The sequence below is a fragment of the Pseudomonas sp. Seg1 genome (genome assembly GCF_018326005.1).
Lineage (GTDB): Bacteria > Pseudomonadota > Gammaproteobacteria > Pseudomonadales > Pseudomonadaceae > Aquipseudomonas.
Map to the genome: position 1 here is coordinate 6567746 of NZ_AP021903.1, position 22192 is coordinate 6589937.

General features: G+C 54.7%; 16 protein-coding genes. 9 read left to right on the forward strand and 7 right to left on the reverse strand.

All coding sequences use genetic code 11. The annotated features are described in order from the left end of the window. Genes KI231_RS29660 through KI231_RS29685 form a run of 6 tightly spaced genes read left to right on the forward strand, consistent with a single transcriptional unit; the run spans position 1 to position 7124 of the window. Positions 1-1443 carry a mannose-1-phosphate guanylyltransferase/mannose-6-phosphate isomerase gene (locus KI231_RS29660; protein ID WP_213027060.1) on the forward strand — a complete coding sequence of 481 codons (1443 nt, stop codon included), beginning with the start codon at positions 1-3 and terminating at the stop codon, positions 1441-1443. Then, positions 1444-2241 carry an ABC transporter permease gene (locus tag KI231_RS29665; protein ID WP_103302830.1) on the forward strand — a complete coding sequence of 266 codons (798 nt, stop codon included), beginning with the start codon at positions 1444-1446 and terminating at the stop codon, positions 2239-2241. Continuing rightward, positions 2241-3506 carry an ABC transporter ATP-binding protein gene (locus tag KI231_RS29670; protein WP_213027061.1) on the forward strand — a complete coding sequence of 422 codons (1266 nt, stop codon included), beginning with the start codon at positions 2241-2243 and terminating at the stop codon, positions 3504-3506. The genes KI231_RS29665 and KI231_RS29670 overlap by 1 nt, the downstream gene beginning before the upstream one ends. Further along, positions 3503-4879 carry a glycosyltransferase family 4 protein gene (locus KI231_RS29675; RefSeq protein WP_213027062.1) on the forward strand — a complete coding sequence of 459 codons (1377 nt, stop codon included), beginning with the start codon at positions 3503-3505 and terminating at the stop codon, positions 4877-4879. Before KI231_RS29670 ends, KI231_RS29675 begins: the two co-directional genes overlap by 4 nt. Continuing rightward, the gene (locus tag KI231_RS29680) at positions 4863-5993 is read left to right on the forward strand and encodes a glycosyltransferase family 4 protein (protein ID WP_213027063.1); all 1131 of its coding nucleotides are present in this window, start codon (positions 4863-4865) and stop codon (positions 5991-5993) included. Before KI231_RS29675 ends, KI231_RS29680 begins: the two co-directional genes overlap by 17 nt. Continuing rightward, positions 5994-7124, forward strand: a complete 1131-nt coding sequence (locus KI231_RS29685; protein ID WP_213027064.1) for a glycosyltransferase family 4 protein — start codon at positions 5994-5996, stop codon at positions 7122-7124. It begins immediately after the preceding gene. Between the two features lie 140 nt (positions 7125-7264). Here the strand turns inward: KI231_RS29685 and KI231_RS29690 are convergent, their stop codons facing one another. The 3 genes from KI231_RS29690 to KI231_RS29700 all read right to left on the reverse strand — a co-directional run bounded on the left by KI231_RS29690 (position 7265) and on the right by KI231_RS29700 (position 10999). Beyond that, the gene (locus tag KI231_RS29690) at positions 7265-9295 is read right to left on the reverse strand and encodes a 2Fe-2S iron-sulfur cluster-binding protein (protein ID WP_213027065.1); all 2031 of its coding nucleotides are present in this window, start codon (positions 9293-9295) and stop codon (positions 7265-7267) included. Between the two features lie 45 nt (positions 9296-9340). Next, on the reverse strand, positions 9341-9967 hold the full coding sequence (locus tag KI231_RS29695) for a glutathione S-transferase family protein (RefSeq protein ID WP_213027066.1): 627 nt from the start codon (positions 9965-9967) through the stop codon (positions 9341-9343). 105 nt (positions 9968-10072) lie between these two features. Next, positions 10073-10999 carry a LysR family transcriptional regulator gene (locus KI231_RS29700; protein ID WP_213027067.1) on the reverse strand — a complete coding sequence of 309 codons (927 nt, stop codon included), beginning with the start codon at positions 10997-10999 and terminating at the stop codon, positions 10073-10075. 922 nt (positions 11000-11921) lie between these two features. Between KI231_RS29700 and KI231_RS29705 the strand changes: the two genes are divergently transcribed. After that, complete coding sequence (locus KI231_RS29705) at positions 11922-12557, forward strand: HAD family hydrolase (RefSeq protein WP_213027068.1); 636 nt, start codon at positions 11922-11924, stop codon at positions 12555-12557. A gap of 1570 nt (positions 12558-14127) precedes the next feature. Here the strand turns inward: KI231_RS29705 and KI231_RS29715 are convergent. The 3 genes from KI231_RS29715 to KI231_RS29725 are packed head-to-tail and all read right to left on the reverse strand — an operon-like array spanning position 14128 to position 18518. Next, positions 14128-15564, reverse strand: a complete 1437-nt coding sequence (locus KI231_RS29715) for a hypothetical protein (protein WP_213027070.1) — start codon at positions 15562-15564, stop codon at positions 14128-14130. 3 nt (positions 15565-15567) lie between these two features. Further along, entirely contained in the window at positions 15568-17838 is a 2271-nt protein-coding gene (locus KI231_RS29720) for a KGGVGR-motif variant AAA ATPase (RefSeq protein ID WP_213027071.1), read from the reverse strand. Then, positions 17835-18518: a helix-turn-helix domain-containing protein gene (locus tag KI231_RS29725; protein WP_213027072.1), complete on the reverse strand. Its 684-nt coding sequence runs from the start codon at positions 18516-18518 to the stop codon at positions 17835-17837. Before KI231_RS29725 ends, KI231_RS29720 begins: the two co-directional genes overlap by 4 nt. Positions 18519-19577: 1059 nt before the next feature. Here KI231_RS29725 and KI231_RS29730 point away from each other — a divergent pair. Continuing rightward, on the forward strand, positions 19578-20258 hold the full coding sequence (locus KI231_RS29730) for a hypothetical protein (RefSeq protein WP_213027073.1): 681 nt from the start codon (positions 19578-19580) through the stop codon (positions 20256-20258). Positions 20259-20713: 455 nt separating this feature from the next. Further along, positions 20714-21697 (forward strand): toll/interleukin-1 receptor domain-containing protein, encoded by a 984-nt coding sequence (locus tag KI231_RS29735; protein WP_213027074.1) that lies wholly within the window; start codon positions 20714-20716, stop codon positions 21695-21697. A 71-nt stretch (positions 21698-21768) separates the two neighbouring features. Here KI231_RS29735 and KI231_RS29740 read toward each other — a convergent pair whose 3' ends face one another. Then, positions 21769-21987: a hypothetical protein gene (locus tag KI231_RS29740; protein ID WP_213027075.1), complete on the reverse strand. Its 219-nt coding sequence runs from the start codon at positions 21985-21987 to the stop codon at positions 21769-21771. Positions 21988-22192 lie beyond the last annotated feature (205 nt).

Here is a 22192-nt window from a genome sequence, read left to right on the forward strand (position 1 = left end):
ATGCTGATCCCCGTGATTCTGTCCGGCGGTGCCGGCACCCGTTTGTGGCCGGTGTCCCGCGAGGGCCATCCCAAGCCGTTCATGACCCTGCCCGACGGCCAGTCGCTGCTGGGCAAGACCTATCAGCGTGCCGCCGCATTGCTGGACGGCTGGGGCGACATCGTCACGGTGACCAACCGCGAGTACTACTTCCAGAGCAAGGATCACTATTGCGCTGCCCACGTATCGCGCCATCGCGGGCACTTCCTGCTGGAGCCGAGCGGGCGCAACACCGCCCCGGCCATCGCCGCCGCCGCGCTGTCACTGCAAGCGCTGCACGGCGACGACGCGATCATGGTGGTGATGCCGGCCGACCATTTGATCGTTAATCAGAACGCACTGAAAACAGCGGTCGAGCACGCCGTCAATCTGGCGAAGGACGGTTATCTGGTGACGTTCGGCGTGCTGCCGACCGCCCCGGAAACCGGCTTCGGCTACATCGAGACCGGTGCGCCACTGGACGCCAAAGGCGCAGCGAAAGTGCAGCGCTTTGTGGAAAAACCCGACCTGGACACCGCCACACACTACCTGGAGAGCGGTAACTTCCTGTGGAACTCGGGGATGTTCTGCTTCGCCACCGCCACCGTGATCGCCGAACTGCAATTGCATGCACCTGAGTTGCTGGAACAGACCCGCGCGTGCATGGCCGCCAGCGCTCCGGTGGAAACCGTCGGCTGCCTGCAACAGGAACTGTCGCCGGCGCTGTTCGCCGAGATCACTGACATCTCCATCGACTACGCGCTGATGGAGCGTTCGGAAAAAGTCGTGGTAGTGCCCGCCGGTTTCGACTGGAGCGATATCGGCTCATGGGGCGCGGTGGCCGCGTTGGTGCCGGCGGATGCCGACAACAACCGCGCCAGCGGTGAAGCGATTTTCATCGACAGCCACAACAATTTCGTCCAGAGCGAAGGCCGCCTGGTCGCCGCTGTCGGTGTCGATAACCTGATCATCGTCGACACCGCCGACGCCGTGCTGGTGGCCCACGCCGACCGCGCACAGGATGTGCGGCGGGTGGCCAAACAGCTCAAGGACAAATCCCACGAAGCCTATCGCCTGCATCGTACGGTCAGCCGTCCGTGGGGCACCTACACCGTGCTGGAGGAAGGTCCGCGCTTCAAGATCAAGCGCATCGTGGTCAAGCCCGGCGGCAAGTTGTCCCTGCAGATGCACCATCACCGCAACGAACACTGGGTGGTGGTCGAAGGCATGGCCAAGGTCACCAACAACGGCGCCGGCACGCATCTGGTGGCCAAGAACGAATCGACGTTCATTGCCGCCGGACACCGGCATCGCCTGGAAAACCCCGGCGTCATCGATCTGGTGATCATCGAAGTGCAGAGCGGCGAATACCTGGGTGAAGACGACATCGTGCGCTTCGAAGACGATTACGGCAGGACGGCCTGAATGCTGCTTTCCTTGTACCGCTCGCTGCGCAGCTACCGTGGATTCATCCTCGGTAGCGTCAAGCGGGAGTTTCAGGCGCGTTATCGCAATTCGTTGTTCGGTGCGCTGTGGACCGTGCTCAATCCGTTGTCGATGATCGTCGTGTACACGGTGATCTTTTCCCAGATCATGCGCGCACGCCTGCCAGGTGTGGATGACGGTCTGGCCTACAGCGTGTACCTGTGTGCGGGCCTGCTGACCTGGGGGCTGTTTGCGGAAATCACCTCGCGCAGCCAGAGCATGTTTCTGGAAAACGCCAACCTGCTGAAGAAAATCAGCTTCCCGCGTATCTGCCTGCCGGTGATTGCGTTGTTCAATGCCGGGATCAACTTCGCGATCATCCTCGCGCTGTTTTTCGGTTTTCTGCTGATCAGCGGGCGTATGCCCGGCATGGCGTTGCTGGCGCTGATACCACTGCTGATCGTGCAAGTGATCTTTGCCGCCGGACTGGGGATGATCCTCGGCATCCTCAACGTGTTCTTCCGCGATGTCGGGCAGATGTTCGGTATCTGCCTGCAATTCTGGTTCTGGCTGACACCGATCGTGTACCCGCTGTCGATTCTGCCGCCAGGCATCCAGCACCTGATCAGCCTCAACCCGATGACGGCGCTGATGACCAGTTACCAGAACGTGTTCCTCTATAACCAGTGGCCGAACTGGCCGTCGCTGGTGCCGCTACTGATCATCGGCCTGCTGTTCTGCGCCATGGCGCTGCGCCTGTTCCGCCAACGTATTGGTGAAATGGTGGACGAACTCTGATGGGGAACATACGTGTCAGTGGCCTGGCCAAGGCCTACAAGCAGTACCCCAATCGCTGGAGCCGCCTGCTCGAATGGATGGTGCCGTTTTCCCGGCCCAGGCATCACTTGCACTGGGTCTTGCAGGACATCGATTTCGAGATTCAAGCGGGCGAAGCCGTGGGCATCGTCGGCGTCAACGGCGCGGGCAAAAGCACGTTGCTGAAGATGATCACCGGCACCACCCAACCGACTCGCGGCCAGATTCAACTGCAAGGTCGAGTCGCTGCCCTGCTGGAACTGGGCATGGGTTTTCATCCTGACTTTACCGGTCGCCAGAACGCGTTCATGGCCGGCCAGTTATTGGGCATGCAGGTAGAAGAGATCGAGGCGCTGATGCCGCAGATCGAAAGTTTTGCCGAGATCGGCGAGGCCATCGATCAGCCGGTGCGCACCTATTCCAGTGGCATGCAGATGCGCCTGGCGTTCAGTGTCGCCACCGCGCGCCGCCCGGATATCCTGATCGTCGACGAAGCGTTGTCGGTGGGCGATGCCTATTTCCAGCACAAAAGCTTCGAACGCATCCGCAGCTTCCGCAAGGCCGGGACCACCCTGCTGATCGTCTCCCACGACCGCTCGGCCATCCAGTCGATCTGCGACACCGCGATCCTGCTGGAAAACGGGCGTCTGGCGATGCGCGGCAAACCCGAAGAGGTCATGGACTACTACAACGCCATGCTCGCCCAGCGCGAAGGCCAGATCGTGCGTCAGGAGATGCTGGCCAATGGGCAGGTACAAACCATTTCCGGCACCGGGGAAGCGGGGATCGTCAGTGTCCGCCTGCTCGATGCCCAGGGCCGCAGCCTCGAAGTCGCGGAAGTCGGCCAGCCTGTGGTGCTGGAAGTACAGACCGAAGTGCGCAAAGACATCGAACGGCTGATTCTCGGCTTCATGATCAAGGATCGTCTGGGTCAGGCGATTTACGGCATCAATACCCATCGCCTCGATAAACCGGTCATCGATCTGAGTGCCGGCGAGCGCGTGACCTTCCGCTTCGCTTTTGACATGTGCCTGGGCAAGGGCAGTTATTCGGTCGCACTGAGCCTGTCGCGTCTGGATTCGCATCTGGATCGCAACTTCGAATGGCGCGACTTCGGTTTGATCTTCCACGTCATCAACAACCGTCAGGAAGACTTTGTCGGCTGCGCCTGGCTGCAAGCGCAAACTGAAATCAGCCGTTCCGGGGAACACCTCGCGCCCCTGCCCGACAGAGAGATCTCGAAATGACGCGACTGTTGGTGGAATGCACTTACGTCTTTGAACACCCCAGCGCCAATTCGGGTATCCAGCGTGTGGTGCGCAACGTCATCCAGCAACTGCCCGCAGCCGACGAGCACCTTGAATGCATTCCGGTGGTGATGATCGACGGTGGCCTGTATCAGGTTAAGAGTCTGGCCCCGCTGAAATCGCTGAAGCTCGATCTGATCGGTCTGCGGGTGAAACTCGAACAGTGGGCCAATGCCTTCTGGTTGCGCCACCGAGCCTTGGAGCGGCGGCGCCCGTTCACTCAGTCGCACTTCGCTCGTCGCGTGTTGTACGTCGGTTGCCGGCTCACCGCCTTCGCCTGTTTCAGCCTGCCGATGCGCTTGCTCGGGCGAGCACTCAAGGGCAAACAGATCCCCGAGCGCTGCGTGCCGTTGCAGCATCGGGCCGGTGATCAACTGGTGCTGCTCGACTCGTCCTGGCACGCCAACTTTTTCCCTTTGGCCGAGCAACTCAAGCGTGAAGGGGTCGGTATCGTTTCGGTGATCTACGACTTGATCCCGCTGACCCATCCGCAGTTCTGCGATGCCGGGCTGGTCAAGGTATTCAACGACTGGTTCGACTGGATCGCCCGCACGGCCGATGGCTACGTGGCGATCTCGACCACTATCCGCGATCAGGTGCGCGAGGAAATGCTGCGGCGCATCGGCCCGCAACAGGTCGCGCAACGCTGGTTCGATCACTTCCACCTCGGTTCAGAGCTGGATCTGAGCGACCCCGACGCCGAGGTCGATCGCGGCTTGTTACGTCTGTTCAAAACGGCGGATCCGGTATTCCTCATGGTCAGCACCATCGAGCCGCGCAAGAACCATGCTTATCTGCTGGATGCGTTTGAACGCGCCTGGGCTGCGGGGTCGAAAGCGCGGTTATGCATCGTCGGCAAGATCGGCTGGAAGTGCGAGGCGTTGATCGAGCGCATCCGCCTGCATCCCGAACTGAACCGGCGCTTGTTCATGTACAACTCGCTGTCGGACAGAAGCCTCGAACACGCCTACTCCCACGCGACGGCGCTGGTGTTCCCGTCCCACGTCGAAGGTTTCGGCCTGCCGCTGGTGGAGGCGATGCAGCGCGGCTTGCCGGCGATGGGCAGTGACATTCCGGTGTTCCGCGAAATCGGCGGCGACTACATGGCCTACTTCGATTTGGCCAACCCGCAGAGCCTGACCGATCTGGTCACCGGCATGGAACGCAGCGAGGTATTTCCTGCCCCTCTCAGCCTGGACCAATGGCGCTGGTTGAGCTGGCGCGAAGCGAGTGCGCAGCTGGTCGAGCGCATCGAGCGCAATGTGAACCCCGCAGCGGTCGGCCCGCAGAGTCAGCATGCGCATTGCTCTTAACGCGCGGATTCTCCAGGCGCCGCGCACTGGCATCGGCCACTACGTCGCTGAGCTGGTCAACGCCCTGCACAACGAACCTGATGTTGAAGTAAATCTGTTTCACGGCTGGGGCTGGAGTTCGGCGTTGCCAGAAGCGGCCATGCCCGGTTATTCGCGTTTGACGCCACTGCTGCGGCAGATTCCCGGGGCTTACCAGGCACGCCGTTGGCTGGAACAGAAACGCTTCGATCAGGGCCGCGCGCGGGGCATCGATCTGTATCACGAGCCGAGCCTGTGGCCGCTGGCCTTTGACGGCCCGACCGTGATCACCCTGCACGATCTGACCCACCTGCATTTTCCCGAGACTCAGCCACCGGCACGGCTCAAGGAAATCGAGCGGCGATTGGCCGTCGGGGTACAGCAGGCGCGTCTGATCCTGACGGACTCGCAGGCGATTGCCGACGAAGCTCAAGCACATTTCGGGCTGCCCGCCGAGCGCTTCGTCGTGGCGCCATTGGGTGTCGCCGAACGCTTCCATCCCCGCGAGGCAAACAGCATCGACAAGGTGCTCAAGGCGCATGCCGTCGAGGCGCGCGGGTATTTCCTGTGTGTCGGTACGCTGGAGCCGCGCAAGAACCTGAGTCTGGCCTTGCGCGCCCATGCCTTGCTGCCGGAAGCCGTGCGCGAGCGCTTTCCGTTGCTGATCGTCGGCATGGCCGGTTGGCAGCGTGAGCAGTTCAGTGAACCGTTGCGCCAGGCACTGGCCAGCGGCCATGTGTGCCTGCTCGGTTATCTGCCCGACGAGCACGTGGCGCAATTGCTCGCTGGCGCCCGGGCACTGATTTTTCCTTCGCTGTACGAAGGCTTCGGCCTGCCGGTACTGGAGGCGATGGCCAGCGGCACACCGGTAGTGACCACACGCTCTTCGGCCATGCCGGAAGTGGCGGGGGCCGCTGGCAACTATATTGACCCTGACGATGCGGACGGCTTGCGCGACGTGATGACTCGCCTGATCGACGATCAGACGCACTGGCAGGCATGCCGCGAAGCCGGATTGCAGCAGGCACGATTTTTTTCCTGGAAGCGTTGTGCACAGGCCACGGCCGGTGCCTACCGACAGGCCATGGGAGGTTGAATGCGCGTTCTTCATTTTTTCAAGACGTACCTGCCTGATTCGGTCGGCGGCATCGAACAAGTGATCTTCCAACTGTGCGAAAGCGGCGCCCAGCACGGCATCGACGGTCAGGTGCTGACCCTCAGCGCCGACCCGACGCCCGCCGTCGTGCAACTGGGGCAACACGAAGTGCACCGGGCGAAACTCGACATCCAGTTCGCCTCCACCGGATTTTCCTGGAGCGTGTTCAAACAGTTTCGCGAGTTGGCCGCTGCAGCCGATGTGGTCAATTACCACTTCCCTTGGCCGTTCATGGATCTGGTGCATTTCGCCAGTGGCATGAACAAGCCAAGCGTGGTGACTTACCACTCCGACATCATTCGCCAGAAACACCTGCTCAAACTCTATCGGCCTCTGATGAATCGCTTCCTCGCCAGCGCCGACCGCATCGTCGCTGCCTCACCCAATTACCTGCACACCAGCGATGTATTGCAGCAATTCCAGAACAAGACCCGGGTCATTCCCTACGGCTTGAACAAATCAGGTTATCCACAGGCGGACACCGAGCGGATGAACCGCTGGCGCCAGCAGCTTGGGGATAAGTTTTTCCTGTTTGTCGGGGTGATGCGCTACTACAAAGGCCTGCACATCCTGCTCGATGCACTGAAGGATATTGATTACCCGGTGGTCATCGTCGGCGCCGGTCCGCTTGAACGGGAACTGCATGCCCAGGCTTCGGCGCTGGGGCTGCGCAACATTCATTTCCTCGGACGCCTGGGCGATGAAGACAAAGTGGCGCTGCTGCAATTGAGCTACGCCATTGTGTTCCCGTCCCACCTGCGTTCCGAGGCGTTCGGCATCTCCCTGCTCGAAGGCGCGATGTACGGCAAACCGATGATCTCCAGCGAAATCGGCACCGGCACCAGCTACATCAATATCCACAACGAAACCGGGCTGGTGGTGCCACCGAGTAATCCACAGGCGTTCCGCGAAGCCATGCGCACCTTGTGGGAAAACCCGCTGCGCGCGGCAGAGATGGGGGTAAAGGCCGAGGCGCGCTATCGGCAGTTATTCACAGCCGATGAAATGGGCCGCAAGTGGACGGAGCTGTACCAGGAATTGCTGGAGGAAAAATCCCTCTCCTACGCCTGACCCCTGTCCACCACTGTCCCTGTGGGAGCAGGCTTGCCCGCGATTGCGGTATGTCAGCCGAGATAGATGTTGGATTTCCCGACGCCATCGCGGGCAAGCCCGCTCCCACAGGGTTTTTATGCCGAATGGAGATCGGCAGTTCATAGGTCCAGCACCAGCGTTTGGTCGCTTTGGGCTGGCACCGCACAGCAAATCAGCACATGCCCCGCTTCCGGAATATCCGCCGGAGGCTGTGGATAATTCACCGCACCGCTGACCAGTCGGGTCTTGCAGGTGCCGCATGAACCACCCCGGCAACTGAACTCCGGGCGCAACCCACGGCTTTCCGCCAGTTCCAGCAGACTGCCGCCGTCCGGTTGCCAACGCGCCTCCTTCGCCGAGCGTTCGAACACCACCGGCACAGACGTGGTGGCAGCGGGCGGCTGCTCGAGCACATTGGCGTCCGGGTCGGGCCGACGCTTGAGTGTCGACGGGCCAAAAGTTTCCGCGTGGATCTGCCGATCGCTGACGTCCAGCTCGCGCAAGCTGTCGTAAAGCCCTTGGGTAAAACCGCCGGGGCCGCAGAGGACGAAATCGATCTGATCGTAATCCGCAACCTCCAGCAGATTCCTCAACAGGTCGGCGTCGATGCGCCCCTGCCGATCAAAATCCTCGCCTTGGTGTGCATCCACTTCCGGCTGACTCAGCAGACGCAAGACCCGCACGGCATCACCCGCCTCCTCCAGCAAACGATCCAGCTCTTGGCGAAACGGTTGCTCGGCGAGGCTGCGTGAACTCTGAACCAGCCACGTCGGACGAATCCGTCGAGTGCGCAGGCCTTGATACACCACCTCGCGCAACATCGACAGCAACGGTGTGATGCCGACCCCGGCGGCCAGCAGCACCAACGGCCGACGCTCCAGTGGCGCCACGGTGAAATGCCCTTGCGGCGCTCGTGCTTCGAGGACATCGCCGACACGAATCTGCTCATGCAAGTGCGTGGAAATCCGCCCTTCGCGCTTCACGCTGATGCGGTAAAAACCGTCCGACGGCGCACTCGACAGACTGTAGGTGCGAATGTGCACCTCGCCATCGAGGGTGAAACGCAGGGGCAAGTGCTGGCCAGCCTGAAACACCGGTAAACCGGCGCCATCGTCCGGCTCCAGATAGATCGAACGGATGTGGCGACTTTCCATGTCGATCTTCGCCACCCGCAATGGCCGCCAGCGATTGCCCAACGCCTGTGCCTGCAAACGCGCGTCGGCCTCGGCCCAATTGCCGGTCAACAGACTGGTCGGCGACATGCCGTCGAAGCGCCAGCGCAAGGCCAGTGCCGCCGGGCGGCGCACCAGTTTTTCCACCTCGAATGTCCACAGCCGTTCCGCGCCCTGAAACGCCTCGATCTGCGGCCCTTCCAGAATGATCTCGGTACGCCCGCTGAGTTGCAGCAGATCGCCTGTGGAAAAGTCGATGAACAGCAGGCCGGCCTTGGGGTTGAGCAGCAGATTGCCGAGGGTGTTGAAGTGCAGGTTGCCGGCAAAATCCGGAATGGTCAGACGATTGCCCTCCACCCGGACGAAACCAGGCTGACCGCCCCGATGGGAAACATCCACCGAACGCTGGCCTTCGACATCCACGTAACTGGCTACGAAGAACGTGTCGGCGCCTGCAATCAGGGCTGTGGCCGCGTCGTCGAGCCTGTCGAGATGCTGAGATGGACGCGTCTGCGGATCGCTGAGCGGTACCCGCTGAAACTGCCGAAGCTGAATGTACTGCGGACAGTTGCCGAACGCCTGATCGACGCTCAGGGTGAAACCGCCGCCATTCAAATCGCCGACATGCCCGTTGAGGCGATTGCGCCGACGGGTGTGCAGTTCGATGCCGAGCAGACCGATAGGCTCGCCGTTGCGCAACAGCGCCGGATCATCGGCAGTGGGGAGCGTGGCGAAGTGCAAATGCTCAGGGTCCGGTGAATGGGCAAACCCCGGCGCGCCTTCGAGCACGCTGGCCCACGGACGACCTTCAGCATCGACCGCGCCGTAGAGCATGAACGGCAATTGCTGATAGAACTCGCGGTGCTGGTCCGGCATCCAGGTGCGAATCACCTTACGGCCGAATTCTTCCATGCGTTCGGCAACGCCGACATGTGCTTGCAGTTGTTGCTCGCCAGCGTGCCACGGTGAACGTTCCATCACGACCTCTCCCCTGCGCCGTCGGCACAGTGTGGAATGCGGGAATCAGACTGCGGTTTGCAAACCCGCGACGGTGCGCGGCATGCCGACAAAATTCGGCAAGGCTTCAACCCGGGCAAGCCAGGCACGCACGTTCGCGTAGTCATCCAGCGAAACGTTGCCCTCCGGCGCGTGGGCGATGTAACTGTAGGCGGAAACGTCGGCGATGGTCGGTTCGTCGCCGGCCAGATACCGGATTGTGCTTAACTCGGCGTCCATTACCTTGAGCAGGTTGTGCGCACGAGTGATCGCCTCTTGCGCGTTCAGTTGTGCACCAAACACCGTGACCAATCGCGCAGCGGCTGGCCCGAAAGCGATCGGTCCGGCGGCGGCCGACAACCAGCGCTGTACCCGTGCGGCACAGACCGGATCAGTTGGCAGCCAACGACCGTGGCCATATTTCTGCGCCAGATACACCAGAATCGCGTTGGAGTCGGCGAGCACCACGCCATTGTCATCAATGGCTGGCACCTGGCCGAAACTGTTGATTGCGAGGTAAGCGGGCTGTTTGTGCTCGCCTTTGGCGAGATCGACGAAGATCAGCTCGGTCGGCAGTTGCAGCAGGGACAACATCAGCTCGACACGGTGGGCGTGGCCGGAACGTGGAAAGTTGTAGAGTTTGATCGCTTGCATGGTCGACTCCGCTGAACAGGGGCGCCGCTGCGGGGATGAGAGCGCCAATGAGGGCCATCTTCCTCTGTTCGCCAAAACAACAGAATCACCATCAAGCGCAATCAATTATTTCAGTGGGTGCAATAACGAAGCATTTTTCAAAGCAGGATGTTCGCGCAACGCGTTGACCGTGAAATCGACAAAACTGCGGATTCGCGCCGGGGCCTTGCGCCCGCCCTGATAGACGACATGAATCGGCAACGGCGGCAGTTCGAATTCTGCGAGGACGATTTCCAGCTCACCGGCAGCCACCTGACTCGCCACTTGATAGGACAACACCCGGGTCAAACCCAAGCCCATGCAAGCAGCCGTGATCGCAGCCTGATTGGCGGTCACGATCAAACGCGGTTCAGGACGCACACCGAGCGGCTCGCCACCGTCGAGAAACGGCCAACTGCGTTGTTGACCAATCGCCGAAGTCGCCACCACTGGCGCTCCCGCCAACGAGTGGGGATGAACCGGCCGACCACGCTCGGCAAAGTATTTCGGCGAGCCGCAAATGACCCGGCGCACCTCACCCACACGAATCGCGTGCTGATTGCTGTCCGGCAGATCACCGATGCGCACCGCGACATCGATGCCCTCCTCGACCATGTTGACGATCCGATCCACCAGTACGGCGTTGATCGTGACATCCGGATACTGCGCGAGATAATTCGCCATCACCGGCGTCACAAACAAATCACCGAACAACACCGGCGCCGTGACCGTCAATTGCCCCCGCGGCTCGGCATGACTGCCCGCCGCCGAATCCTCGGCCTCCTGCACCTCGGCAAGAATTCGGCGACAGTCTTCCAGATAACGCTGACCGGCTTCGGTGAGGTGCACGCTGCGCGTGGTCCGCACCAGCAAATGCGTGCCGATCCGCTGCTCCAGCGCCGCCACCGCCCGAGTGACACTGGCCGCCGAAAAACCGAGGCGCCGCGCTGCTGCGGAGAAACCTTGCTCCTGAGCAACGGCGGCGAAGATCTGCATTTCCTGGAAGCGGTCCATGGAGGCCCTCGAGTCAGATACAAAAATCGCAGCCGAAGCTGCGATTATTTTGTGCTGTGTATTAAAAATAAAGGTTGTCACAGCCCCCACTGGAATTAGCGGGCTGCAGCAGAGTTCTCAACGAACCTCAGCCAAATAAAGAATGTCACAAAAAGAACAAAACTCGGAAATCTGCCTCAATTGAGAAGAATAAAGATTGTCACAGGCAAAAGATGTCGGATCCGATGCGACACTCTAAGAGTGCAGCGGGCTTCACCCGCAAGTATTCCGAACGAAAAGTGACGCATACGGCTAGCCCCCGCAGGGGGCGGGACGGGACTTCCGTCTTTCTATCGGGGAGGATGGACTATTTTTTGAGGTATGCGAAAAGGTCTCGGGGAACGATCCGGCTCAGCTCCTCCTATAGGGGATCCCTATACCTACATCGCTCCACACAGAGTTGCACAGTAGGCGCGGTAGTTGTGGCGCGGCCGCGTGGGATTTCGTCATATCCTTGACCATGCGCGAGACCAATACGAAGATTGTAGCCGTAGGGAGCCAGTCTCAGAGATCCAGCGTTTTGTAGGTGCTCTAGCTATCTGTCGGCTGATCGGAGGTCTGATTTATGAGTGGGGAACGCAAACGCTTTACCCTTAACCGGTCGAAGACAGCTGCTACAGCTTGCATCGAGAACTTGAGGCGGGTTGTAGCTAAGTCCAATCGCATGGATATTCACCTGCTTGATCGATTGACGGCATGCACACTATCGCTAGAGCCTGCTGGGCCTTTGGCAGGTAAAGTCACAAACGGCTTGGCGGATGAATGTTCGGAATAGGCTGACCTTTTCCAAATTGTATGGAAACGTCCTTTTGTAAGGCATGTCGGCATCCGCCCTGGCGAATAGATGACTGCCGCGAGCATCTTTTCATGAGCCGGTGTTTTTATGCCCATTTCCGCAGTTATCTTCGACGCCTTCGGTACCCTCATCAAGATCAGCAAAGGTAGTAACCCTTATCGAAAAATCCTTAAAATTGGGATTGAGCAGGGTCGCCGTCCTCAGCCACACGATGGGGAATGCATCCTATCTTTGCCTATGGACTTGCGCCAGGCTGCTGATTTTTTTGGGATTAGTGTCGATCCAGCCGTGATGGTTTGCTTGGACTCAGACCTCAGCCGCGAACTTGCCGAAATTCAAGCCTACGCCGATGGCATTCAAGCAGTACGACTGCTGCAAGATGCGGGCGTTAAGGTAGCGGTCTGTTCAAATCTCGCGAAACCCTACGCCGCAGCCATTGAACGACTTTATCCAACACTCGATGGATACTCCTACAGCTTTGAGGTAGGCGCCGTGAAGCCCTCGTTCAAGATATACAGTCAAACTGTGCATGCTGTATCGGCTGTGCCAGCAGAAGTCTGGATGATTGGGGATTCTAAAGTGAGCGATTGCGATGGACCAACTGCGTTCGGGATGCGAGGGTTCTGGCTGGATCGGCTAGGACGAAGCACCCACAGTTCTCTAGATCAATTTGCCGAAGATGTGCTTGGCTTTTGCGAACAACCCAGCAAAAATTGGTCGTAGCCAGCTGGGTTTATCAGTGTGAGGAAAATCATTACTGGGTCACTGGAATCGGACGGACCTTCTCCGCGTCTTGCCAAGCTTGGCATATCGCACTCTCCACGTTAATCAATAATCTGGATTTAGTCACCGCTCTGGCGCGGATTTCCTAGTGGCGCTGTCCTATGCTACCTCGTCATACTGGGAGTTAATCTACCCATATTGATGGACGCTATTCCTATGAGCTAGGAGCCAAGCCTCCTCGAGCAGTACGCACAGCTTTGCCAACTTAGCGAAAGCGCCCTTGCGCCGTTGAAACGTAAGCGGGGGTTCGACTTCGAGCGCGTATCACTAGACGAGCTCGGCATGACAAGAGTAGCTAAGTACCGTCAATTAACATGAGCTCTCCTGCTTCCTGAAAAAGATCTTGTAAGGTGAAACACCGGTACTCCAGTATTGCACCTCTAATTCTGATAGGTTCCAACGTGATCTACGCTCCGTTCCCTGGTGAATTTATCGCATCGGCGTTGCGTCGAGGAAAAGAGATTCAAGGGATAATTAACTGCAGAAAATTCGATTTTAAGATCAGAGTTGTGAAACGGAGCACACGTTACGGGAAATGGGAGTTTATTCTCCCCAAGTTAATCGAAGATCACGGACTTTCAACGGAAGTACTCCAAGAGAATACTCTATATCCGCTGTATTCCGTTCTTGGTCGATCGCCTAGCTCTGCGACCTACGCACCGGCGAGCACTTGGAAAATATGTACTACATGCGTCGTAGAAGACGCCGAAAAATATGGCTCTCCGTACATACATGTTTGCCATCTGCCCAAGTCCGTAAAATTTTGCCATAAGCACGCAAGCTACCTCCAGGCCCGGTGCCCAACATGTAGTTTAGCCGTCAGCTCCCACAACCTCTCGGACTTTATAGCTTGCAGTGACTCATTTTCACTAGAAACATCCAACTCTGAAGCATGGCAGCAAGACTATGCTGTCTTCGTTAGAGACCTCTTCGACTTTCGTGGTTCGGCTTATAGCGCAGTAGTGGTAGACGAAAAACTGTACAGCAAATATATTAAACTCAGTTACAAAAATTACTTTCACGGCTATAACTCATATCGTAGTGATATAAGTAAAATTTTCGGCATGGACTTTAAAGACAATAGATCCGGTTATCAGTCTTTTGACTTATGCTTGGCTTTAGCGTTTCTTGGGTTCGAAACTGCAGATGCTTTTATTGCAGTGGTTCAGCGACCGTCAAGCAGCAGTGCGTCATGATGGCCCTCTACCCGACGCCCGCCTCCTTGCTGAGTAAGGCAAAGACGACCAGGAGCTTAAGTGCGACAATCGCGATCACGAATCGAGTTAACGTAGAGGTGAGCATAGTAAAGTGCGATTGTCTATCGAGCACTCATTGAGGGGTTCAAGGTCGCCGCGGACTTGGACGCCTCCGCGGTGCTCCTTGGCAGCCACGCAGGATCCTCCGTATTTCCCCTTTTAACTAACTGCAGCAGCATCGCAAAACTAAGTCGTAAGAAGCTAGAGACATTAAATTAAGCGTGATTGGGGAAAACAACACAGCCTATTCGAGCTCATTTTTTCGGTTCATATTTCAAAGCACTCTTACCCCAGCCAGTCTGCCACTCGACCATACCGAAGCCGTGAGGCGATGTTTTTGCGTAAGCGGTTGCGCATTCACGCCCTGGGCTTTCCTCAGTCGAATCTTTTGGCCCAATAGCTAACCCGCAAGGTTGTTCCACCTTTTTCAGTTTCTCCACCATTGATAAGCTGCTGGCGATCAAAAATCTGGCTGGAGATAAATCGCTCAAATGAAATGCCTCAACATGCGCCCAGCGCGCTATGCCGGTTCCCCAATCTAAAATTGGAACAAAAACCCAATCAGGCTGATAAAGTTTGATTAGCTGAGACGCCAACGGGCTGGATTTAATATCTTGGCAAATGAGTACAACGCATCGTCCGAATCCATCTAAATCAGCGACAACAACTTCGTCACCCGCATGATTATGCTCCATGAGCCGACCGTTGCTGCCGGGAACAAGCCCAAGATCTTCAGAGCGAGCCGTGTCTAATCCAGCCTGCCAAATTTTTCTCTGGCGCCAAAGCTCAACACCGGAACCATTGAATACGCGAGTTTCATTCCAAGGTAAGCCATCTCGAGTATCGAGCGTATTGCCAGAACCAGCGAGCAGAATCCGAGTACGGCCAGGTTTGGCGGCGATTAGCGGCCTAAGTCTATCCGCAGCGTGAGCATCCACCATCAACTCCGCGGACATGACTATATCTGCGTAACCAATGTCACAAAGTACGGAATCAATTACCGCAGCCGCATCAATATCCTCGCTGAGCTTGAAGTCAATATAGGCATGGCCATTTCGCTCTGATCTTTCTACGTCCAAATGCTCATCTAATTGAGCTATAGGGATAAATGCTACTTTCTCCGAACCACTCGAACTAGGCGCCAACCCAAGACCTTGACTAAGAGAGCGATCTTTGGCAAGCGTGCTCACTCGAATTGGTCGCTCATCAACCAGTAACTCTGATCTTACTACCGTCAGGAATGCGAATTGATCGAGGAATGAATAGGCACTTGATGCGAAATCCCCCCGAGGGGAGCGAAGTAAGGGCCCCCTTGGAACCAATTGATGACTCGGCGAAGAACTAAATGCCCCATTATCTAATCGGTCAAGAACAACTTTTCTCATCCAGTGCGATAACGGAATTCGATCAAACAACTTACTTCGGTTCAACGTTCTGGGATGAACGATCTCAAAAAAATCGTCTATCGCCGCAAGAATATGCATTATTCTGCCGTTCAGAACGGAGGGGTCGTCTCCACGCTGTAAATTCTTTAGCGCTTCATAAGAGTCTGAAGCACTAGGAATTAATATCGATTCATCAACGGCGCGCTTAAATTCCGCACAGGGCGTTTTAAAGTTTTGCACATCGGGACCACTCCACTTGCGCGCGAGCTCCCAATTTTCCATGAATAAGTCAGCGGGAGAAGGCATTATTCAATCATCCTCGCGGGGGCTGCTATCGTGTCTATGCCCTCGCACAAATAGGCGATTCTCTATCACGCTGTTATGCGCTTCTATATGTACCCCCACACGATCAAATAGTGTAGAAAGCAAGTCAAACTCATTCATCAATAATGTCCAGTCTTCTTCTTTTATACTATGTCGACGGCGAATGAGACCTTTGACTACGAGCGACGCCGCCTCAGAAAAGGATGTACATATTACAAATGAGCGTGCCCGATCTTCATGCTTAATGACAACTGAAACCAATTCACGAGCTATTTTGAAGAAGTCTAAAGCTTCCTCTGGGTAGCGCCCATAATAGTTACCAAGTTGAACCCTAGCTCTGCTTTCCCCCCCGAATAAGGCCGCACAGAACTTTACTGTCAACGCGTCGCTACCGCTCTCAATTACCACTCTACTCAAAGTTATAAAACGAAGAACTATCCTTTGAACGGATGACCCGCTTGCAGCAGCTTCAACCGCGTGCTCTGCGGCTTCTCGCACGCTCAAAAAAGGCCTAGGAAGCTCGGTAAATCTAATATGAATATTAAACTTCAGTCTTGATAGAGCATTTGTCGCGCTATTACTTGACGTATAGCTCTTAATCAAGCCAAGGGATTGAATTAAATAATTTCGTGCAGCTTGATAACTCCCCAACTGAATTTCAATTTCGGCTTTAAGTCGAAAAACATCAACATCGATCGCGACAGTTTCAGCTATCTGGTCTTGGGCAAGTTTATGTCCCATTAAATCTTTGCTGAGGGCGATAATTTCTCCTATCGTAGTCTTGACTGCTTCAACCTTCTTCATTTCAACATAGATCCATGCAGCCTTACGTCTATGCTCTATACGTCGAAATTTTAAGTTGATCGAGGAGTAACCGGCTAAAATAATATCGAGCTCCTCGAGCAGCGCCAATTGAACTTCATGCTCGAGCATGTATCCGTGAAAGTCTACGACTTCAGAAAGTTTACTCTCAAGAGTGAGATTCCATACTTCTGGTTCAACGCTACCAATAGCCCGAAGCAGATCCACCGCGGCCATTTTGATTGATATTGTTTCAGCTAGATCGTTTAGATTTTCAGCTACGTTATCGCACGCATGAACTAATGCTTTTACATAGTCTGGATCAAGATACTCTTCATTTACAATCAGCTCTTGAGCGCTTTGAGTAAGCTGCTGTAGCTCGGCAACTGCCGACTCGGAGTCACGGGTCGCAAGGTTCTCTAGAAACTCTTCAGTCGCATGCCGAGGCAATAGTCTGCGCTTTACCAAGTCTATTGTTTCGGCTTTTATAGTTGGAATATTAACGTCCTGTCCTATAAGCTCACTTGCTAACTTCGCGTAATTCAAAGTCAATTGGTCGAATTTTGGATCAGTAGCAACAAATGGAGCTAGAGTTTCATAGGATGGAATACTATCAATAGCAGGTATTGCCAAATTTTTTATATCTTCTTGAATCGCAAGATTGGAAAAACCTCCAACCCGCACCAATTCACTAACCGCGCGCGCCTTGGCGTCGCTCACCTCAGAAGATTCAGTACCAACAACACGCATCCGCATAGGTACTGCTCTGAGAGAAACCTCTTCTTCCCTTCGCTCTCTTATTGCAGAAGCAACACGTGCTATACCATCGATATTTTGACGATTTAGAACAAAACATAGTGCAACTTCGTCGGGCATTTGCATTGTACAAATACCCGCAACATCTGCAAAACCTGTACGACTATCAATAAGAATTAAATCGTATTTCGATTTTGCCCATGTCTTTAAATGTTCAAGTAGGGCTCCACCTGCATACTTATCAAAAAAGTCTCCCCAGGAAAACTTAGAGAGTGCATCCTCATAAAAAAACTGCTCTTTTCCTACCGTCAATCCGCCAGCACTAATATAGTCAAGCTTAATTTTTTTGTCGAAAAGCCCTGGACCAATTAGAGGTTTAACACACTCTTGAAAGATTTCACCTGAGCTCGCCTTATCAAAAAGTAACTCTACATCCTCAGAGCTGCGCGCCTGCTCGGCAGCCGCACTCCAATCCCAAAAAATATTTAGCAATCCTCGCGTATTTTTTAAGGCCTTAGCTTCCGCTCCGTCGTGAAGCCCCCGAAAATAGTAAGCTAGCCCTGGCGCTTCCATGTCCCAGTCCATGACTAGAACTCTGTAGCTGTCCAACGAAGCTAAAAACGCGACGTTGGCGAGACTCATAGTTCGTCCAACGCCGCCTTTATAGGAGTAAAAAGTTACAATTTTTGATTCAATCATGCTGACATTCTCTCAGCACGATTACTGGCGGAACGACTGAAAGCAATTTGGCGTTGCATAAACGGCTGGGAAGAGTCCTTCTTGCTCGCAAGTGCAACTAAGGCACTATCCCTCGAAACCTTTGGTACCGCCGCATCTATACTTCCTTGCAGTCTGCGCTCTTCATGCATTTGTCGAGCTGTCGCAGAAAGAGAATTAATCACAGTTGTTCCGACTTTTTTAGATGTCGTAATTCCCAATTCTCTAAATTTTCTTAGCTTACGGCTGACGTTTTCTTCGGTTTGGCCTACAACTTTAGAAAGCACTTTATTGCTAAGTGGCTGCTCAAATAATGCATTTATATATAATACATTTGCCGGATCATTCAAAGATTCATTAAATTCAGCACTAACTTTTCGATCCAACCCCTGCGCTGCCAAAAGTTGGGCAAGGCTAAGCATTCCCATTTGATACGCTTCTCTATGCGAGAAATCCTCTTTGCTAGCGGCTTGGACAGCAAGCTGAACATCAGCAGAGCAACGGGTTAATGCGCTCTGATAGAGTTGAACTATTGCATCGTGGATTTCACCTGATTTTTGGCGTGAGGCGCTAAGCATGGCTTCCTCGAGCCAATCGGCGAGGATGGCGCCTGAGTGCCGACTCAGGCCCAGTGGTTCCTTCGGATTTTGGAGCAGTTCCATAAGAACGTTGCCGGCCGTCATATTGTTCCCCCTTGGTCTAGAAGCACTATAGGCACAAATCAAATAACGATCAACGATCAGCTGGCACCAAAGGGAGCCTCTCGTCTTATTTCGCTTGCAAATACGCCATAAAATTGACATCCACCTTTTAGCTTCAATTAATCAAATTTATCTCGGCGTGCTTTGGCGGTTTTTTGTCGTATTAGTTGATTGGTATTTGATTTAGGGTGATTCGCGGATTGGCGCATGACATTCTCCAACCAACACACGAAGGCTGCGCTTACGCGTCACACAACACGGATCGGGGTAGTGGCGCTTTTCCTATACTTATCGAGCTGGATCCGCACTAAACCTGACTTTAATACGCTTTATAAATAAGCAGTTTCGCTCCTCAACTCACGAGAGCGCGGCCCGTAAAAGGTGCTTACAAGCGAATAATCGAGTACTGCAGCGCAGTCGTTGAATCGGCCTTGGTTCTGTAAATCTACTCAACGGCTGCAGGTGCGCGACGCGCGAACGTCTTATTAAGTCAGGCTTCACAGAACGACCCATGCGGTAATTCAACTCGCGCGTCTCGAAGAAAAACCTGCCGGTCCGCTGCACGATTTACGCTTGGCTGAAACGTATGCAATACCACGCCAATCTACGCTCGCTGACACCGTCGTCCTGAAAAGTCTCCGACTACAAGGTTCGCAAAAAATGTTGAAGATGCGCGAGCCCTCAGGTGCGAAAAAATAGGAGATATCCACTTCACCTTGCCCCTCTTCCCACACCCTACACCCAGCAGCACCGTGAGGACATCGAGCACGCCGAGTACGTTCAGCACAGCGAGCACCGAAAGGCTAAATAAAAAATATATATTTCAATCAGTTATAAACATCTTCTGCGCGATATCGCGCAATTCGATAACTTGATCTAGCCTCATATCAGGCATTTGAGTGGTCTGTATCGTTCATTCACATGCATGAAAATGCGTGATATGAGCACGTAATGACGGTTTGTCATCGTCATCGGTTGCCGGGACACTGGACTCAACAGAAATCAGACAGGGGCTGCACAATGGCCAATGCGAAACAGTCAGCAAAACGCCGCCTAACCATGGCGGAACGTGCTCAGCAACTGATGCTGGTCCATTTCCCGAATATTCCCGAAGCGTGGAAATGGACACGCAAAACTCACGACGGCTTCAGCACGATTCCTCGAACCCTGCCCATTGCTATGCAGATTATCGACGCTCAATCGAAGGGACAGCCTGCCGGCCACGTGCTGTTTTGTCTTTGGGCGCGCATGCCCGATCACCCGGTCATCACGATCGAGAATCCCAGCACTTTTGCAGCAGAAGCGGGATTCCTCGGGGAACGGGCCGTGGACACCTGGCGCCGACGGATGAAAAAGCTTCGGGAGCTGCAGTTCATTACCACCAAACCAGGTGCTTCAGGTGAATTCCACTACGTGATGCTCACCAATCCTAATGCTGCTGTCGAGTGGATGCGCAGTGGTGGAAAAATTCAGGATGGGCTGTATAGCCGCTTCATCGAGCGACTGCCAGAGATCGGTGCGTATGGGGATATCGAAGCAGTCCACGCCTATTGGACAGCGGTAAATGACGCAGAAAAGGCAAAAGTTGCTGCGGCCGAGGAGGCCGCCAAGCAGACATCAAGCACATCTCCACCGCCTCCTCCGCCGCCAATTCCACCCACCAAATCCAAACGCACCAGGAGATCAAAGGAAAATGCATAGAAGAGTGCGGGGCATTGAGTTCACCGACCTCGGTGCCCCAGAAGTAAAAGTCTTAGACCGGCTGAGGGTCGAATGTTGACCGGCTAAGACTGTGGTGGAGCAACGATGGGTAAAGACATGCTACAGGAGGCCGTGTATGCGGATAGAGAGGAGAAGAGTGAGGGGCATCGAGTGCTAATCCACCCACCTCGATGCCCTCAAAAATAAAGTCCTGAACCAGCTGAGGGTCGAGTCTTGACTGGACAGGACTGTGGTGGTGCAAGGTTAGGGGTTCTAGACCTCGCAAGGAGTCTAGCATCCCTTCATCTTTTACAGCAGAAGGCGACATCAGGGATGCCAAGACATCAAGCAGTAGCATCAAAGATTGCAGCACTTCTGGTTACTAAGCGATGGCTATATAACCGTTTCCGAGTAAGCGGCCAAATGCTCCGGGTCAATATTAAAGGCGAACAGATATGACAGTTGAAGAAAACCGGAGCTCTATCTTCATCTCCTATGCCTGGGGAGCGGGATTCGAGAACAAGGAATGGGTACGCCAACATATTGTCTCCTGTTTGAATTGGAGCCATGACGTATTCTGGGATCGAGACAACATCAGTTATGGAGAACTGCCAGACGTTGCTATCTCCAAACAGCTCGCCAAGCGACCAATAACGGTTTTATGCCTCTGTGATCAGGATTACCTGCGCTCAGCAAAAAAAGAAGATTCAGGCTTGTCTCGCGAGCTGCAGATGTTGGCTCACATTGTTGATCAACCAGGCGTGAGGGTTATCCCACTAATCCTTGAAGCAGATTGTGTTGAGGAGTTACCTGCCCCTTTGACCAAACGCATTTACCTCGACCTACAGCCGTTATTGCAGCGGAATATTGACATCGGGGTGACGGTAGTTGGCCTAGCTGAAGGTTATAGCCAAGCAGCAGTGCAATCAGGTATCAATGAGCAGATGGCCGGATTTGAGCTACGAGAGCGTGCCGAGAACTATTTGGGGCAGCGTCCCTTAACAATCTGGGGTAATGGACGCAATCACGAGGTCACAGTCTATTCGGAAGAAGCTGCCCCCTATCTACTAAAGCCTCCTCAGTGGATGTGGGAAAGCGATCGCTGGAACTATATGCTTAATGATGACGGCCCAACCTTTTGCCCAACAAAAGGAGTTTGGCATTGGGAATATTGCGCGATCTCTCTGGACATAAGGCCGTTGAGCACAGCGGTGGTATCGACATTCTTTCCGCAATTGATCAGCAAGGACGATCAGGGGTTACTTAACACAGCAGGGATGCTGCTGGCATCTAAGCTATTCAAAACCTTCAAGATTGATGAGGCATTCAGATTCGTTGCTGAAGATCTAATTAACTTCCTGATCACTAATGACGATGGCTTTCAAGCCCTAAAGCGACTGCTGGATGCTGCAGATGCTCATGCCACTGTACCTGCCTAAATCCAATGGCGATCGGCGGCGGAGCCCCTAAAACTTCAGTCATTTTTTATAAAGGTCCTAATCTTGATTCATTACGACTGCCGTAGTTGCGTAATCGCATTGGTAATCGCTTTTGCATTGGCGTCCAATGTTTCCATCGCCACGACAGCGTTGACTGCAACGCTGCCTACGCCATTCTCCGAAAGCCATTTGGTGATTTCCTCAATCGCCGCACCCAGTGCGTGCTGATTGTGCAGAAGCAATGTCAGGGCATCTGCGGTGGCGATCCTGCAGTTAGCGTTATCAGGCATGGAAATCGTCCTTGGAAGTCATTCAGGAAGCCTAGTTCATCTATTCACTGACTAGGATGGCAGATATTTCACGGGTGCTTAGAGGCCCCACCCGGTGCAATCGGCAAGTGCCAATGTAAAACGGTTGAAGGACGGGAAAATCGCGGTGAAGCTTTCGAAGCGCCGTTTTGATTGAAACACGCATCGAATGATGGCCAATGGCATT

Coding starts and splice junctions, on each gene's coding strand:
- KI231_RS29695 (WP_213027066.1), bottom strand. CDS start 9,967: ATGCAAGCGATCAAACTCTACAACTTTCCACGTTCCGGCCACGCCCAC.
- KI231_RS29725 (WP_213027072.1), bottom strand. CDS start 18,518: ATGGAACTGCTCCAAAATCCGAAGGAACCACTGGGCCTGAGTCGGCAC.
- KI231_RS29690 (WP_213027065.1), bottom strand. CDS start 9,295: ATGGAACGTTCACCGTGGCACGCTGGCGAGCAACAACTGCAAGCACAT.
- KI231_RS29675 (WP_213027062.1), top strand. CDS start 3,503: ATGACGCGACTGTTGGTGGAATGCACTTACGTCTTTGAACACCCCAGC.
- KI231_RS29670 (WP_213027061.1), top strand. CDS start 2,241: ATGGGGAACATACGTGTCAGTGGCCTGGCCAAGGCCTACAAGCAGTAC.
- KI231_RS29715 (WP_213027070.1), bottom strand. CDS start 15,564: ATGCCTTCTCCCGCTGACTTATTCATGGAAAATTGGGAGCTCGCGCGC.
- KI231_RS29700 (WP_213027067.1), bottom strand. CDS start 10,999: ATGGACCGCTTCCAGGAAATGCAGATCTTCGCCGCCGTTGCTCAGGAG.
- KI231_RS29720 (WP_213027071.1), bottom strand. CDS start 17,838: ATGATTGAATCAAAAATTGTAACTTTTTACTCCTATAAAGGCGGCGTT.
- KI231_RS29740 (WP_213027075.1), bottom strand. CDS start 21,987: ATGCCTGATAACGCTAACTGCAGGATCGCCACCGCAGATGCCCTGACA.
- KI231_RS29665 (WP_103302830.1), top strand. CDS start 1,444: ATGCTGCTTTCCTTGTACCGCTCGCTGCGCAGCTACCGTGGATTCATC.
- KI231_RS29735 (WP_213027074.1), top strand. CDS start 20,714: ATGACAGTTGAAGAAAACCGGAGCTCTATCTTCATCTCCTATGCCTGG.
- KI231_RS29685 (WP_213027064.1), top strand. CDS start 5,994: ATGCGCGTTCTTCATTTTTTCAAGACGTACCTGCCTGATTCGGTCGGC.
- KI231_RS29705 (WP_213027068.1), top strand. CDS start 11,922: ATGCCCATTTCCGCAGTTATCTTCGACGCCTTCGGTACCCTCATCAAG.
- KI231_RS29680 (WP_213027063.1), top strand. CDS start 4,863: ATGCGCATTGCTCTTAACGCGCGGATTCTCCAGGCGCCGCGCACTGGC.
- KI231_RS29730 (WP_213027073.1), top strand. CDS start 19,578: ATGGCCAATGCGAAACAGTCAGCAAAACGCCGCCTAACCATGGCGGAA.
- KI231_RS29660 (WP_213027060.1), top strand. CDS start 1: ATGCTGATCCCCGTGATTCTGTCCGGCGGTGCCGGCACCCGTTTGTGG.